The organism is Phytohabitans kaempferiae (genome assembly GCF_042433955.1).
Taxonomy (GTDB): Bacteria; Actinomycetota; Actinomycetes; order Mycobacteriales; family Micromonosporaceae; genus Phytohabitans; species Phytohabitans kaempferiae.
Window position 1 is genome coordinate 1 of the sequence record NZ_JBHLUH010000040.1, and the last position, 15,865, is coordinate 15,865.

The following is a 15,865-nucleotide window of genomic DNA, read 5'->3' on the forward strand; positions in this document are numbered from 1 at the left end:
ACCCCGAGACGACGATCACCTCAAACCATGACGCGGATCATGACCAAGCACTACTAGCTGAGAGTTACGGCACTCCCCGGGTTCGCCTCTGGCAGGTACGCTCCGGACCCAGTGGCCCGTCAGCGATCCAGCCGCCGGCTCGCCCGGGACGGACCCAGCTGCTGCCACCGACAGGGGGAGGATTCATGACCGACGTAGCCGCTCAGGTGCCCGCGCAGCGTCAGGAGAGCACCGCCGACGAGACCAGCGCCGAGGCGCCCGAGACCACTCCGGCTACGTCGGCGGTCGTGCTGGCGGCGACGCCCGTGCCGGCTCCGGCCAATGGCACGGTCGAGCAGATCAGCGAGCAGATCAGCGACGCCGTCGAGCGGGCTGGTGACGCGGTCGAGCGGGCCGCGGCGGCCTCTGGCCGGGTCGCCTCCCAGGTGGTCGAGCGGCTGCGCAACAACGCCGAGCTGGCCGCCGAGCGGGGCACCACCTCGATCGCCGACGAGGTGGTCGAGAAGATCGCCGGCATCGCGACCCGCGAGGTGCCTGGCGTCTACGACCTGGGCGGCGACGTGGCCCGCTTCTTCGCCAACGTCAAGGAGCGGATCGGCCTCGGCGACGCCGACGACGACGCCGACCGCGGCATGTCGGTGCGGCTCGAAGGGCGCACCGCGGTCATCAACATCACGCTCGTGATCGAGTACGGCTTCGTGGTGCACTCGGTGACCGAGAAGGTCCGCGCCAAGGTGATCAGCTCGGTGGAAAACCTGCTCGGGCTCGAGGTGACCGAGGTCAACATCCGGGTCGACGACGTGCACGTCGACGACGCCGGCCCGGTCGGTGGCGACGAGGCGCGGGCGGCCGGCTACCAGGCGTGAGTCGTGCGGTAACTTAGCGATCGTTCAGGATCGGTTCTAGACTCGGCGTCATGGACGCCGAGGAGATCGCGGCGGGCCGCGCCCGCTGGCAGGCCAGATACGACGCGGCCCGCAAGCGGGACGCCGACTTCACCACGCTCTCCGGGATGGCGGTCGACCCTGTCTACGGGCCGCCACCCGACGCGGACGTGCCCGGATTCGAGCGGATCGGCTGGCCGGGGGAGTTTCCGTACACGCGCGGGCTCTATCCCACCGGCTACCGGGGTCGCACGTGGACGATCCGCCAGTTCGCCGGCTTCGGCAACGCGCGGCAGACCAACGAGCGCTACAAGATGATCCTGGGCGCGGGCGGGGGCGGGCTCTCCGTGGCGTTCGACATGCCGACGCTGATGGGGCGTGACTCCGACGACCCGCAGTCGCTCGGCGAGGTGGGGCACTGCGGCGTCGCCGTCGACTCGGCCGCCGACATGGACGTGCTCTTCGACGGCATCGACCTGGCCGGCACCACCACGAGCATGACGATCTCCGGCCCGGCGGTGCCGGTCTTCTGCATGTACCTGGTCGCGGCCGAGCGCCAGGGCGCCGATCTGTCCACACTGGACGGCACGCTCCAGACGGACATCTTCAAGGAGTACATCGCGCAGAAGGAGTGGCTCTTCGCTCCCGAGCCGCACCTGCGCCTCATCGGCGACCTGATGGAGTACTGCGCGCACGAGATCCCCCGGTACAAGCCGCTCTCGGTCTCCGGCTACCACATCCGGGAGGCCGGCTCGACGGCCGCACAGGAGCTGGCGTACACGCTCGCCGACGGCTTCGGCTACGTGGAGCTGGGGCTCTCCCGAGGGCTGGACGTCAACGTCTTCGCGCCCGGGCTGAGCTTCTTCTTCGACGCGCACGTCGACTTCTTCGAGGAGATCGCGAAGTTTCGGGCGGCGCGGCGGATCTGGGCCCGGTGGCTGCGCGACGTCTACGGCGCCACCGACGAGCGGGCCCTCTGGCTGCGCTTCCACACGCAGACCGCCGGGGTGTCGCTGACCGCGCAGCAGCCGGTCAACAACGTCGTACGCACGGCGGTCGAGGCGCTGGCGGCGGTGCTCGGCGGCACCAACTCGCTGCACACCAACGCGCTGGACGAGACGCTGGCGCTCCCCACCGACGAGTCGGCCGAGATCGCGCTCCGTACGCAGCAGGTGCTGATGGACGAGACCGGCGTGACCAACGTGGCCGACCCGCTGGGCGGCTCGTGGTACGTGGAGGCGCTCACCGACCGCATCGAAGCCGAGGCCGAGGCGACCTTCGCGAAGATCAGGTCGATGGGCTCGGACGGCACGATCACCTCGGGCATCCTGCGCGGCATCGAGGACGGCTGGTTCACCGGGCAGATCGCCGAGGCGGCCTTCGCCTACCAGCAGGCACTGGAGAAGGGCGACAAGCACGTCGTCGGCGTCACCGGCCACACCGGCACGGTGAGCAGGCCGCTGGAGATCCTGCGCATCTCGCACGAGGTAGAGGTGGAACAGCGCGAGCTGCTGGCCGAACGCCGGGGCGGGCGGGACAGGGCGGCGGTGGACGCGGCGCTCTCCCGCATGGTCGACGTGGCCCGCACCGACGACAACATCGTGCCGGCCATGCTCGACGCCGTGCGGGTCGAGGCCACGCTCGGCGAGATCTGTGACGCGCTCCGCGCCGAGTGGGGCGTCTACCGGGAGCCCGCACGATTCTGAGTTTGCGGCTTTAATAGGGGCCGTGACGGGATTGGCCGTAGCCTGCCGCCGCGTGGTGCACATCTACCGCGCCGAGGGCGGTGACGTGGTGGCGCTCTCCGGCGTCGACCTGTCCATCAACCCGGGCGAGATGCTCGCGCTCGTCGGCCCCTCGGGCTCCGGCAAGTCCACACTTGTCGCGCTGCTCGGCGGCCTGATGCGCCCGTCGGCCGGGCGGGTGAGCGTGGGGACGTACGACCTGGGCAAGCTCACCGACGCGGAGATCTCCCGGCTGCGTGGCACCGAGATCGGCGTGGTGCTCCAGGGCGCGGCGCGCAACCTGTTGCCGTACGCGACGCTCCAGCGCAACGTCTGGCTCGCCCAGCGCCGCGCGGCCCGCGCCGCCGGCATCGAGCTCGACGACCCCGAGCGGATTCTCGACCTGGTGGGGCTGCGGGGCAAGGCGACCGCGAAGATCGGCGACCTCCCGCCCGGCGCCCGCCAGCGGGCCGCGCTCGCGGTGGGCATCGCCGCGTCGCCCGGGCTGCTGCTCGTCGACGAGCCGACCAGCCAGCTCGACACGCACGGCCGCGACGAGGTGCTGGCCGCGCTGGAGACGGTCAACGCCGAGCGGGGCACCACGATCGTGGTCGTCACACACGACGCCGAGGTGGGCGCGCGCCTCGGCCGGGCGGTGACCATCCGCGACGGCCGGGTCGGCGCCGAGGGGCGCGACGGGCAGGACTTCGCGGTGGTGGCCGGCGACGGCACCATCCAGCTGCCGCCCGAGGTGCTGGGCGAGTTCCCGCCCGGCACGCTCTTCACGGTCGACCACGTCGACGGCTCGGTGACACTCGTCGTAGGTGGCAGCCAGACCGATTCGTGACCGGGCCGGGCGGACACGGGATCGAAATTGGTCCCACCCGCAGTCTATGGTCATCGCATGCTTGCGGTGGTGCTGGGCGCGATCCGGGCGCGCCGGGCGCAGGCCGCCACGCTGTTCCTGCTCACCGCGCTCGCCGTGGCCGCCGCGACCGCCGCCCCGTGGTACGTGATTTCCGCGGCCCGGTCGGTCGCGGTCGCCGATGTCACCAGTGCCCCGGCCAACCAGCGGGTCGTGCTCGCGACCGCGCGGGTCGAGGGGAGTCCCGACGCGGCCGAGCGCGTGCGGGCCGAGGGCGCGCGACTCGTCGACATCCACGGCGGTGCCGGCACGGCGTCGGTGCGGGTCTCGGGGCGGCTGCTGCACGAGCGGGCGGAGCAGGCGTCGACGCTCGCGTTCCGCGACGAGATGTGCGAGCGGCTCACGATCGTCGGCGCCTGCCCGACCGCGCCCGGTGAGGCGCTGATCAGCGAGCGCACCGCGAGCCGGCTGGGGCTGTCCACCGGCGACCGGGCCAGCTTCACCGTGGTCGGAAAGGTGCCGCTCGCGCTGACCGTCGTCGGCACCTACCAGTTGCGCGACCCGCTTGGGCCGTACTGGGCGGGCAGCGTCCTGGGGCGGTCCAGCGGCACCGACACGGCCGCGGGCGCGGGCGAGCCGGTGTTCGCGACCGCGGAGACGGTCGGGGCGTCCGACGCGACCGAGCTCTTCGCCGAGTACCACGTGGTGGTGCCGGTCGAGGCATACCTGAGCATCGACGGCTACGACCTGGCCGAGGAGATCGACCGCCAGCAGGACCGGTCCGGCGCGCAGTGGCGCGTGGAGAGCCGGGCGCCGGCGCTGGTCAGCCGGGTCGAGCGGGAGCAGTGGCTGGTCAACCTCGGGGTGAGCGTGGCCGCGGTGCAGTTGCTGCTGCTGTGCTGGTTCGCGCTCTTCTTCGCCGTGCGCCACAGCGCCGAGCAGCGCCGCCCCGACATCGGCTGGCTCAAGCTTCGCGGCGGCGCGCGGTGGCGGGTCTGGGCGCTGGTCTTCCAGCAGAGCGTGTTGCCGATGGTGGCCGGCGCGGTCGCCGGCGCCGCGGCGGGCCTCGGCCTGGCCCGGCTGCTCGGTGACGTCGACGCCGACCGGGTCGGCGCCGCCGCCTCGCTCTCGGTGGCCGCCGGGGGCGCCGCGGTGCTCGGCGCGCTGGTGGCGGCGGTCGCCGCCGACCGGGGCGGGATGGGCGCCGGCGTCATCGACCTGCTCCGCCACGTGCCCGCCCGCCGCCGGGGCTGGCGGGCCGACGTGATCGACCTCGTGGTGGTGGTCGTCGCGGTCGCCGGCGTCTACCAGGCGTATGTCACCGACCGCGAGCCCGGCGAGTCCACCGGCCTCGTGCTGGTCGCGCCCGCGCTCGTCGCGCTCGCCGTGGCGCTGGTGGCCGCGCGCGCGATCGGACCACTGGCGGTGCGGGTCGGGCACCGGGCGCTGCGAGGCGGGCGGCTGCCGCTGGCGCTGGCCGCCACGCACCTGGCCCGGCGTCCCGGCACGCACCGGGTCTTCGCACTGCTCGCGGTCTCCGTCGCGCTGCTCGGGACGGCCGCCAGCGGATGGTCTGCGGCGGCCACCGCGCGCGAGGCGCGGGCGACCCACGACTTGGGCGCCGACCGCGTGCTCAGCGTCCAGGCGCGCAGCCGCGCGCACCTGCTGGCCGCCGTCCGGGCCGCCGACCCCGCCGGCACGCAGGCCGCCGCCGTCGTGCGCAACAGCGCGGGCGAGGCCGGGCAGGTGGTGCTCGCCGTCGACACCGAGCGGTTCGCGCGGGTCGCCCGCTGGCAGGAGGGGTACCGTGCGAGCCTCCCCGATCTGCTCCGGAGTCTGCGGCCCGAGGCGCCCCTGCCGGTGCGCCTCGACGACGGGCGGCTGGCGCTCGACGCCGAGGTGGTCGGCCCCGGTGAGCCGGTGCGCGTGGTGGTGCATCTGGCCACCGCGAGCGGCACCTCGTTGACCGTCCAGTCTGGAGTGTTGGGGGCCGGCCGCAAGTCGTACCAGATGGATCTTTCGGGTTGTGGCGGTGAGTGCCGGCTGGTCGCGATCGAGCTGGCCGCTGCGGAGGAGGCCGCCGAACCTCTCGCGGACCGCACGGTCCGCGTGCACGCCCTGACCGGATCGGCCGGGCCGCTGGAGGTGGCCGGCGCGAGCCGGTGGCGGGGGACGGTGCGGAGCGACGACCAGGGTCCCACTGTCGCGGTGGCCGGCGGCGCGCTCGAGCTGACCATGCCGCCGTCGGCGATGCCGGAGGGGGTCGCCCGCTCCGGGATGGTGTACGTGGTGGACACTCCCGTGCCCCTGCCGGTGGCGCACACGCGCTTCGCCTCGCCGAGCGGCGTGCCCGGCGACCCGCGCCTCGCCCTCTTCGGCGGCGACGAGCTGCCGGTGCGGTTCTCCGGAGCGGTGAGTGCGCTGCCGCGGGCGCCCGGTCGGGGGTTCCTGGTCGACCTGGAGTACGCGGACCGCCTCGCCGCCGAGGCCGGGCTGGGCGACGAGGCGCAGGTGTGGCTGGCGCCGGACGCGCCCGCCGCCATCACCGACCGGCTGCGCGAGCAGGGGCTGGTCGTGCTCGCCGACGACTCGATCGCGGCGGCCCAGGGGCGGTATTCCGAGCAGGGCCCGCCCTTCGCCCTCCGTTTCCAGCTGATCGCCGGCGTGCTGGGCGTGCTGCTCGCCGCACTGGCGCTGGCCGTGGCGGCGGCGGTGGAGCGCCCCGACCGCGCCGCCGAGCTGGCCGCGCTGCGCGCGCAGGGGCTCTCGCGGCGGGCGGTGCGGACGATCGGGCACGGCGGCTACGCGGTGCTCGTGGTCGCCGGCGTGGTGGTCGGGATCGCCGCGGCCGCGCTGGGCGGGTCGCTGGTGGAGGCGGCGGTGCCGGTGTTCGTCGACGACTGGGGCGTGCTGCCGGTCCCCACCGGCCCGCAGGCGCTGCCACTGCTGCTCGCCGGGCTGGGCGGGCTGCTCGTGCTCGGCGCGACCGGCGCGGTGGCCGCGGCGCAGCTGGTGCGGGCGAGCGGCCCGGCGCCGGCCACCGCGGCCCCGCGTGTCGTCCCGGCGCGGCCGGACGGCGGCGGCGCCCCGGGCGAGGAGCGCGCGCCGGCCGCCACGGCCGCGGGAGGTGGCCGCCCGTGATCGCGCTCGTGCTCGCCATGCTCGCCGCCCGCAAGGCGCAGGCCGTCGCGGTGCTGCTGCTCAGCCTCTTCGCCACGGGCGCGGCGGTGGCCGGCCCGGCGTACCTCCGCGCGGTCGACCGGTCGGTGGCGGAGACCGAGGTCGGTGCCTCCGACCGGGCGGAGCAGACGGTCAGCCTCTCCGCCTTCGTGGGCGAGGGGGAGGCGGTCAGCTCCGACGTCTTCGACTCGACCGTGCCGCGGGCGCTCGACGTCGAGGGGTTCGCGCCGGTCTACTCCACCACGTACGTGGTGCTCGGCATCGAGCCCGACCCGGGCGTCTCGTGGCTGACCTTCCGCACCGACGTCTGCCCCCACCTGCGGATGGTCGCCGGGCGGTGCGTGATGGCCACCGGCGAGACGGTGATCGGCGAGGCGACCGCCCGCCGGCTGGGCCTCGGCCCCGGCTCCACGGTCACCGTCCAGGGCGCCAGGTACGACGAGCAGGCGCGCCGCTTCGTACCCGCGGGCGTGCCGGCCCGCCTCGCCGTCGTCGGTGTCTACCAGCCGCTCGACATCACCGATGTCTACTGGGGACGCACGGCGTACTTCGCCTCCGGCCGCCCCGACAGCGACCGCGAGCCGGTCTTCGTCAACCGGCAGACCGCCGACAGCATCGACCATCCCCAGGACCTGCGCTCGGTCGAGGCCGTCCCCATGCCCGGCGCGCTCGACGCCGACCGCCTCGCCGAGGTCCGCGCCGATGTCGCCGAGATGCGCGCCGACCTGGTCGGCGGCACCAGCGCGGGCAGCGCCTTCTTCGCCCAGTTCGACAGCGATCTGGAAGGGCTGCTCGACCGCGTCGACCGGGCGCAGACACTGGCCCGCCGGGTCGTGCCGGTCGCCGCGGTGCCGCTGGTCGGGCTCTGCTGGTTCGTCATCTTCCTCGCGGTGGCGTACGGCACCGCCGGCCGCCGCCACGAGCTCGGCCTGGTCGCGCTCCGCGGTGTCCGCCGGCCGGTGCGCTGGTGGCTGGGCGCGGGGGAGAGCACGCTCGCGGTGCTGGCCGGCGCGCCGATCGGATACGTGGCCGGCACGCTCGCGGTGTGGCTGGTGGCACAGTCCCGGTTCGGCGGCGGCGAGCTGGCGATCACCGGTGACGCGCTGCCGTACGCGGCGCTCGCGGCCGGCGGTGCCCTGCTGGCCGCCCTCGTCGCCCAGCGGCAGCAGCTCGCCCGCCCGGTCGCCGAGCTGCTGCGCCGCGTGCCAGCCCGCACCGGCGCCTGGCGCTCCACCGCGATCGAGGCGATCGTCGTGGCGCTCGCCGTTGTGGCGGTCTTCCAGCTGCGCGGTTTCGAGGGCGAGTTGGTGGGGCTCTCGCTGCTCGTACCCTCCCTGGTCGCGGTCGCCATCGCGCTCGTCGCCGCCCGCCTGCTCATGCCGCTGGCGGGGCGTCTCGGCGCGCGGGCGCTGCGCCGCGGCCGGCTCGGCGTCGCGCTCGGTGCGCTGCACGTGGCCCGCCGCCCCGGCAGTCACCGCCTCTTCGTGCTGCTGGCGGTGGCGGCGTCGCTGCTCGGCTTCGCCGCGATGGCGGTCGACGTGGCGGCCCGTTCCCGCGCCGAGCGTGCCGTGGTGGAGACCGGCGCCGACCGTGTGCTCACGCTCATGCCGGTCGACGCGGGGCGGCTGCTCGCGGCCGTACGCGAGATCGACCCCGAGGGGCGGTACGCGATGGCCGCCACCGAGCTTCCCGGTGCCGGCCCCGCGGGCATACCCATGCTCGCCGTCGACACGACCCGGCTGGAGCGGGTCGGCGTGTGGCGGCCCGAGTTCGGGGCGAGTCCGGGCGAGGTGTCGGGGCTGCTGCGCCCGGTGACCCCCGAGCCGTACGTGCTGCGCGGTACGCGTCTGGACGTCACGCTCGACAACCCGGGCCAGAGCGAGGGGCAGCTGCGTGTGGCGGTGTCGCTGCGGCCACTCGACGGGAGCACCGCGATCCGGAGGACCTTCGGTGTGCTCGACGCGGGCGAGCGCACGTACAGCACGCTGATCGACGAGTGCGCCGCCGGCTGCCGCCTGCTCGGCTTCGACGCGATCTACGCCCGCAGCGGCTCCGAAACCACCTCCGTGGTGATCCGCGAGGTCGGTTCGCTCGTCTCCACCGCCGATCTGGCCGCCGGTGGCTGGAAGGGCCTCGCGCCGGGCGACGTCGAGCCGGTGCCGCGGGGGCTCACGGTCACCGCGGTGGCGACGGGGGCACGGCAGGAGACGTGGGCGCTCGCGCCAGACGTACCCAGCCCGCTGCCCGTGGTGGCCGTCGGCGACCTGCCCGAGCGGTTCACGGTCCCCGGCCTCGACGCCGACCAGCCGCCGTACGAGGTGGTCGGCCAGCTCACCGGGATGCCCCGGCTGGGCTCGCGCGGAGTGCTGACCGACCTCGACTACCTCGAGCGCCAGACGCTGAGCGGCACCAGCTTGCCCGAGCCGCAGGTGTGGCTCCACCCCGACGCGCCGGCCGACATCGCCGACCGCCTCGCCGAGGAGGGGCTGGTGGTCGAGGCCGACGGCACCGTCGACGAGGCGCGGGCGCTGCTCGACCGGCAGGCGCCGGCGCTGGCGATCTGGTTCCACCTCATGGCTGCCGGCTTCGCCGTACTCCTGGGGCTCGGCGGCTTGGCGCTCATGGCCGCGGTCGATCGCCGCCGCAGCACGGAAGACATGCGCGCGCTGCGCGTGCAGGGGCTGCCGGGCCGCGCGGTGGGGCGGGCGGCGCTCTGGAGCTACCTGCCGGTGGTCGTGGCGGCGTTGGTCACCGGTGCGGTGGCGGCCGTGGTGGCGTGGTGGCTGGCTGGCTCGTACCTGCCGGTGTTCGTGGACGACTCGCTCGTGCTGGCGCTCCCGCGCTGGCCCTCCCCAGCGGCGGCGGCACTGCCCGCCGGGCTCGCGGTTGTCGGCTTTGCGACCGCGGCGGTCGCGGTGGCCGTGGCGCTGCGCCGCTCGGCAGGCGTGGCCGCCGCGCCGGCCCGATCCGGTGGGGTGGCCGCCGCGCAGCGTAGGTCCGCAGTGGCGTCGCGCGTGCGAGACTAGGGAACCATGAGCGACCCACGGACCACTCCGTCGATTTTCACCCGCGGCGCGGTCGACCTCAGCGCGCTGCGCGCGCCCGCGCCCACTCCCAGCCGCACCGACGCGCCGCCCGAAGCGGGCGCGCCCGGTGGTCCTCCGGGGGGCAGCGTTGGGGCTGTGATCGACGTCACCGAGGCCACCTTCCAGGCCGAGGTGCTGGAGCGGTCGCTCACCACGCCCGTCGTCATCGACTTCTGGGCCGAGTGGTGCCAGCCCTGCAAGCAGCTCTCGCCGATCCTGGAAAAGCTCGCCGCCGAGGGCGGCGGCTCGTGGATCCTCGCCAAGATCGACGTCGACAGCAACCCGCGGCTCGCGCAGATGTTCCGGGTCCAGGGCATCCCGATGGTCTACGCGGTGGTGGGCGGCCAGCCGGTCGACGCCTTCTCCGGCGTGGTGCCGGAGCCGCAGCTGCGCCAGTGGATCGACGCCGTGCTCAAGGCGGGCGGGGTGCAGCCGCCGGCCGCGCCCGAGGACCCGCGCCTGGTCGAGGCCGACGACGCGCTCATGACCGGCGACCTCGACACGGCCGAGCAGGCATACAAGAAGATCCTCGCCGAGTCGCCGGCCGACAGCGCCGCCGAGGCGGGGCTCGCGCACGTGACCCTGGCCCGCCGCGTGGTGGGCGTCGACCCCAACGCCGCGCTCGCCGCCGCCGAGGCCAAGCCCGACGACGTGGCCGCTCAGTTGCTCGCCGCCGACGTCGAGGTGCTCAGCGGCTTCGCCGACCGGGCCTACAAGCGGCTGGTCGACCTGGTCCGCACCACCGCCGGAGACGAGCGAGAGGAGATCCGCAAGCACCTGCTGTCGCTGTTCACCATCGCCGGCCCCGATGATCCGGCGGTCTCCAGCGCACGGCGGGCCCTCGCGAGCGCGCTCTTCTAGCGGCCGCCCATGCGCCGCATCGCCGTACTCGACGCACCGTCCAATCTCGGTCTGCGCCCGCCGACCGAGACGTCGGTGCCGGGCTGTGCGAAGGCGCCTGGGGCGCTGCGCGACCACGACCTGGTCGCGCGGCTCGCCGCCCGCGACGCGGGCTGCCTGACCCCACCGCGATACGACCCGGGTGGCTGGCGCCCCGGCGACGGTGTGTGCCACGCCGAGCAGATCGCGGCATACTCGATCGCCCTGGCCGACCGGATCGGCAACATCATCGACGCTGGTGAGTTTCCGGTCGTCCTGGGCGGCGACTGTTCGATCCTGCTCGGCTCCGCGCTGGCCATGCACCGCCTGGGCGAGGTGGTGGGCGGGCGGATCGGGCTGGTGTTCGTCGACGGGCACTCCGACTTCCGGCATCCCGGCAACGCCTCGTACGTTGGCGCCGCCGCCGGCGAGGATCTGGCCCTGGCGACCGGCCGGGGCCAGGCCGACCTGGCCGGCATCGAGGGGCGCCGGCCGTACTTCCGGGACATCGACGTGGTGGTGCTCGGCATCCGCGCGCAGGATGAGTACCGTCTCGACCTCCAGGCCGCCGGTATCATCACCCGCCCGGTGCCCGCACTGCGGGTCGAGGGCGCGGCCCGCACGGCGCAGTGGGCCCGCGACCAGCTGAGCGAGTGCGCCGGCTACTGGGTACACGTCGATGTGGACGTACTCGACCCGGCCGTGATGCCGGCGGTCGACGCGCCTGACCCGGGCGGCATCGCCTTCGCCGAGCTGGAGCTGCTGCTCGCCGGCCTGGTCGACACGCCACACTGCCTGGGCGTCGAGATCACCGTCTTCGACCCCGACTACGACCCCGACGGCTCCTACGCCGCCGAGATCGTCGACGCGGTGGTGGCCGGCCTGACGCCGGTGCGCGTGGTCGAGCCGACGGCCGCGGCCGTTTCCGCGGTGACGGCCGCCTCGTCGCGCGCGGATGCACCTGCGGCCGTCTCGCCCGATGATGGGTCGTTGGCTGAGACCGCCTCCGCTACGCCGCAGTCCGCCCCGTCGTTCGATCCCGGATCCTCACCGGAGTCGGCGGTGCCGGCCGCGTCAACTGATGGTGATTCCTGGCCGGAGTCGGACCCGTCGGCGGGCGCTGATTCGTGGTCCGAGCCCGCGTCAGCGGCTGACTCCTGGTCGGCGCCGGTGCCGCCAGCGGCGGATGATTCGTGGTCGGAGCCCGCGTCAGCCTCGTCGCCTGACGGTGGCTCCTGGTCGGGGGCGGAGGCTGGCCCCTCGCCGGACCCGACCGGATCGCCGGATGGTGGATCTCTGGCGCCGTCCGCGAGCTTGCCAGACCCCGGTGCGGGAGAGGCCGCCGCGGAGCCGCTGGCCGGTGGGCCTTCGCGGGAGTCCGGGCCGGCGGCTGACCGGCTTTCGCCGGAGTCGGAGCCGGAGTCGGTGGCGTCCGGTGGTGGGCTTTCGCCGGCCTCGGAGGCCGCTGCGGGGTCGGTGCCGTTCGCTGATGGGCATTTGCCGGCGTCGGAGGCTGCCGCGGGGTCGGTGGCATTTGCCGATGGGCTTTCGCCGGAGTCGGAGCCGGATCCGGTGGCGTTTGCTGATGGACTTTCGTCGGCGCCGGAGGCTGCTGCGGGGTCGCTGGCGTTTGCTGATGGGCTTTCGTCGGCGTCGGAGCCCGCGGCCCCGACAGCCCCGGCTGCCCGCAAGCCGCTGGCCGCGGAGTCCGGCGTCGGCCTGTCGCAGGCCACGACCTCGGTCGGCCGGGTGGCGTCGACATCGGGGGGCGGCACGGCATCAGGCTCCGGCGCTGGCGGTTCCGTTTTGGACAGTGCGGTCTCGGGCGCGGACTCGGTCCCCGGGGCGAGGCCGGCGGAGAGCACGGCAGCAGACACCACGGACGCCGCCGCCAGGTCTTCAGCCGTCCCCAGACCACCGGCGGCCCGCAAGGCCCCGGACGACGAACCGCGAACGCCGGAATCCACTCCACACGCCACAGCCGCCCCCGCACCGAGGGCCGGAGCAGGTGACGACCGGCCGCGATCCGCGTCGCACGACGGGTCGGGCCAGGACAGGCCCGTGCCTGGGCCACGCGATGGAGCGGCTGGCGACAGGCCCGGTTCCGGCCCGCGTGATGGGCTGGGCCGCGACTGGCAAGGGTCTGGGCAACGCGACGGGGCGCGGGACGGAGCGGGATCGGCGCGGCCCGGCAAGGCGGATTCGGTGCTGCGCGACGAGCATGGGCGCTACAAGTCGCGTGATAGCGCGCGCGAGGCTGGTTCCACCGCGCGCGACGATGCGGGGTCGGCGGCACGCAGCGGCGCCGGTTCGGCGGCGAGCGGCAGGGCGGAGTCCGATCCGCGCGGCAACGCAGACTCCGATCCGCGTGGCAGGGCGGAGTCTGATCCGCGCGGGAAGACGGAGCCGACTCCAGCCGCATCGTCGGGCGACAGGACCGAGCCCGCGCAGCGCGACAGGCCGGACCCGGAGCCGAGCCTGCGTCGCAAGGCGGAGTCGGCCTGGATGGACGTCGCAGCCGACCTGGCGGCGCGGCGCGGCACACCGGCCGACCGCGCCTCGCGCGGCGCCGCCACCGGACCGGCCGGCCTTCGCGGAGACACCGACTCGGGCCCGGGGAGGCTGCGCCGGGGCGGCGAGGCGGAATCCTCCTGGAAGGACGACGAGGCCCGGCCATCCGCACGCGAAGGCGGTCTGGCCCGGCGCGCGAGTGACGATGCGGAGCCGCGTCCGCGTGAGGGCGGCTTGGCGCGGCGTCCGGCGGATGACGCGGGGGCTCCTGCGCGTGAGGGCGGCTTGGCGCGGCGGGCGAGTGACGATGCGGAGCCGCCTCTGCGTGAAGGCGGCTTGGCGCGGCGCACGGATGACGACGTGGAGCCGTCCGCGACTGGCGACGAGGCGGACGGGAGCGAGGACGGCGAGGGGGCGGACACGAAGACCGGTCCCGGGGGCGGTGTTATGCCGGTGCCGGCGTTCGAGCCGTTCGGGCCGCCCGCCAAGGCTGGTCCGGGGCGGCTGCGTCGCCCCAAGAGGTCGCCGCCTTCCGCCGAGAGCGCTTAGCTCGGCAGGCACCGACGTTCGCCGGTCGCCCGCGGAGTGCGAGGCGGCAAAGGTCGGCGACGGACCGGTACGCGGGCATCGGGTGAGGTTAGCGGCGGGCTTGCACTCCTTCCCCGTACGCGACGGTTCAGTTCGAAACCGATAGGCGAGCCGCCAGGCGGAGCGGGGGAAGTGCGCCGGAGCGGCGCCCCCAAACCGAGGGCGCCGCCGAAAGGCGCGAGCGCAAACCGAGCAGTGCGTCAGGCCAAGCCGCGCAGGAAGCGTTCGGCGATCGGGACCGAGCCGGTACCGCTGTCGCCGCCCTTCTCGACGAAGACGGCGAACGCGAGGTCGCCCTGCCAGCCGACCCACCAGGCGTGCGTGTTGGCCGGATTGTTGTCGAACTCGGCGGTGCCGGTCTTGCCGTACACCGGCTCGCCCGGAACGTCCTTGAGCGCGGACCCGGTGCCGCTGGTGACCACCTCGCGCATCATCGTGCGTACGGCCTCGGCGGAGCCGGCGTTGAGTTCGGGTCCGGGCGGGGCCTTCTCGCCGGCCGCGGGGTCGGTCAGCACGGTGGGCTGCTGCCACTGACCGCGTGCGACGGCGGCGGTGGCGGCGGCCATGGCGAGCGGGCTGACCACGGTGGTGCCCTGGCCGAACGACGCGGAGGCGCGTTCGGTGGCCGAGCCGCCGGTGGAGACCTTGCCGCTGAACGCCTCGACGCCCAGGTCCCACTTGCCCTCCAGCCCGAGCGAACGGCCGGCCGCGGCGAGGCCGTCGTCGCCGAGTTCGGGGGCGAGGGCGACGAAGGCGGTGTTGCACGAGCGGGCGAAGTCGACCCGGAAGGGGACGTCGGCGAGTGCCATGTCGTGCGAGTTCTTGTACGAGCGGCCGTCGACCGTGGCGGTCTTGGGACAGCCGACCTTGGCGTCCAGCGTCACCGCGCCCTTGTCGAGCAGGCCGAGCGCGGAGACCATCTTGAACGTCGAGCCGGGCGGCACCGAGGCGGTGAAGGCGAGGTTGTCGCCGCCGCCGTTGGGGCCGTTGGCGACCGCGGCCACCGTGCCGTCGTTGATGCGGACCGCGACCAGGGCGGAGACCTTGGGGTTGCCGCGGAGCGCGTTGTCGGCGGCCCGCTGCACCTTGGGGTCGAGCGTGGTCTTCACCGGCGTGCCGGGCGTCGGCTCGGCGCGGAACACCTCGGCGACCTCCTCGGTCGTCCGCGCGGTGCCCTCGCCGCTCTTGCGGACGATTTTTACGACCTGTCCGGTGAGGCCCCGCAGCCGGTCGTCGTACCGCTCCTGGAGACCACCGTGTCCGACCAGATCCGTCATGACGTACTTACCCGGATTGTTGTCCATATCCTCTTTCTGGACCGGGTCGACGGTGCCGAGCAGCGCGCGGGCGAACTCTCGCGTGGGCGCGAGGTAGCGCGTCTCCTCCCGGTACCGCGTGCCCGGCACAGCCTGGAGCCGCTGGCGGATCTTGAGGTATACCTCCTTGCGGAGCGTCACCACGTCGACGAAGTGATCCGGCTTGGCTGCCGCGGCGCGGGCCGGCAGGTCGCTGAGGTCGACCGCCACGTCCACCGACTTCAGCGCGGCGTCCAGGTCTTTGACCAGTTGCCCCATGCCGACCACGGCGTTGGGCTGGATGCCCACGAGCACGACCGGGCGGGCCTCGACCATCGGCTTGCCGGCGGCGTCGAGGATCGGCGCCCGCTCGGCGGTCTTCCGCTCGATGGCGAACTCGTCACCCGCCGTGAGCTTCTCCTGCACGATCTTGGGCTCCCAGATCACCCGCCACTCGTCGTCGCTGCTCTTGCTCAGCCGCACGGTGGTCGGATATGTCCAGTGCGTCCCGCCGGTCAGCGTCCAGTCGACGTTGACCGTGCTGGTCGCGATGTCCTTGGTGACCGATGCCTCCCCCGACCGGGTGAGTGCCGGCGGCGTGGCCGCCAACTCGCCGGAGAGTGCCTTGATCTGGGTCACCACGTCACCGGACGGGACCTTCTGGCCAGCCGGGTCGATGAAGCTCACCGCGTCGAGATTGCCCGAACGCCATCCGGACAGGAACGCGTCGACGCTCTTTTCCGGCCCGTCACCGCTCCCGCAGGCTGTCAGCATGCCCGCGGCCAGTACGATCGCCGCTACCCCGTAACTCACACGCATGTCGTGACGGTAGTACGCACGCGACGACCACTGG

The 15,865-nt window shown here is 74.2% G+C and carries 7 protein-coding genes and 1 pseudogene; 7 read left to right on the forward strand and 1 reads right to left on the reverse strand.

The genetic code is table 11. The features are described 5' to 3' along the window. The first annotated feature begins 185 nt into the window (after nucleotides 1–185). The 7 genes and pseudogenes from ACFFIA_RS20440 to ACFFIA_RS20470 all read left to right on the forward strand — a co-directional run. Nucleotides 186–866: an Asp23/Gls24 family envelope stress response protein gene (locus tag ACFFIA_RS20440; RefSeq protein WP_377253126.1), complete on the forward strand. Its 681-nt coding sequence runs from the start codon at nucleotides 186–188 to the stop codon at nucleotides 864–866. A 50-nt stretch (nucleotides 867–916) separates the two neighbouring features. Further along, a complete protein-coding gene (gene icmA, locus ACFFIA_RS20445; protein ID WP_377253128.1) occupies nucleotides 917–2,590 on the forward strand; it encodes a coenzyme B12-dependent isobutyryl-CoA mutase large subunit in 1,674 nt (557 codons plus the stop codon). Between the two features lie 22 nt (nucleotides 2,591–2,612). Further along, the gene (locus ACFFIA_RS20450; protein ID WP_377253129.1) at nucleotides 2,613–3,455 is read left to right on the forward strand and encodes an ABC transporter ATP-binding protein; all 843 of its coding nucleotides are present in this window, start codon (nucleotides 2,613–2,615) and stop codon (nucleotides 3,453–3,455) included. A 57-nt stretch (nucleotides 3,456–3,512) separates the two neighbouring features. Further along, nucleotides 3,513–6,614: an FtsX-like permease family protein gene (locus ACFFIA_RS20455; protein ID WP_377253130.1), complete on the forward strand. Its 3,102-nt coding sequence runs from the start codon at nucleotides 3,513–3,515 to the stop codon at nucleotides 6,612–6,614. Beyond that, nucleotides 6,611–9,679, forward strand: coding sequence for a hypothetical protein (locus ACFFIA_RS20460; protein ID WP_377253131.1), 3,069 nt, complete (start codon nucleotides 6,611–6,613; stop codon nucleotides 9,677–9,679). Before ACFFIA_RS20455 ends, ACFFIA_RS20460 begins: the two co-directional genes overlap by 4 nt. Nucleotides 9,680–9,685: 6 nt before the next feature. After that, complete coding sequence (locus ACFFIA_RS20465; protein WP_377253133.1) at nucleotides 9,686–10,600, forward strand: tetratricopeptide repeat protein; 915 nt, start codon at nucleotides 9,686–9,688, stop codon at nucleotides 10,598–10,600. Nucleotides 10,601–10,609: 9 nt separating this feature from the next. After that, nucleotides 10,610–11,518, forward strand: a pseudogene (locus ACFFIA_RS20470) (arginase family protein); the annotation flags it as partial. 2,399 nt (nucleotides 11,519–13,917) lie between these two features. On the opposite strand, the gene ACFFIA_RS20475 reads toward ACFFIA_RS20470, so the two are convergent. Then, nucleotides 13,918–15,831: a penicillin-binding transpeptidase domain-containing protein gene (locus tag ACFFIA_RS20475; RefSeq protein ID WP_377253134.1), complete on the reverse strand. Its 1,914-nt coding sequence runs from the start codon at nucleotides 15,829–15,831 to the stop codon at nucleotides 13,918–13,920. Nucleotides 15,832–15,865 lie beyond the last annotated feature (34 nt).

Coding starts and splice junctions, on each gene's coding strand:
- ACFFIA_RS20440 (WP_377253126.1), top strand. CDS start 186: ATGACCGACGTAGCCGCTCAGGTGCCCGCGCAGCGTCAGGAGAGCACC.
- icmA (WP_377253128.1), top strand. CDS start 917: ATGGACGCCGAGGAGATCGCGGCGGGCCGCGCCCGCTGGCAGGCCAGA.
- ACFFIA_RS20455 (WP_377253130.1), top strand. CDS start 3,513: ATGCTTGCGGTGGTGCTGGGCGCGATCCGGGCGCGCCGGGCGCAGGCC.
- ACFFIA_RS20465 (WP_377253133.1), top strand. CDS start 9,686: ATGAGCGACCCACGGACCACTCCGTCGATTTTCACCCGCGGCGCGGTC.
- ACFFIA_RS20475 (WP_377253134.1), bottom strand. CDS start 15,831: ATGCGTGTGAGTTACGGGGTAGCGGCGATCGTACTGGCCGCGGGCATG.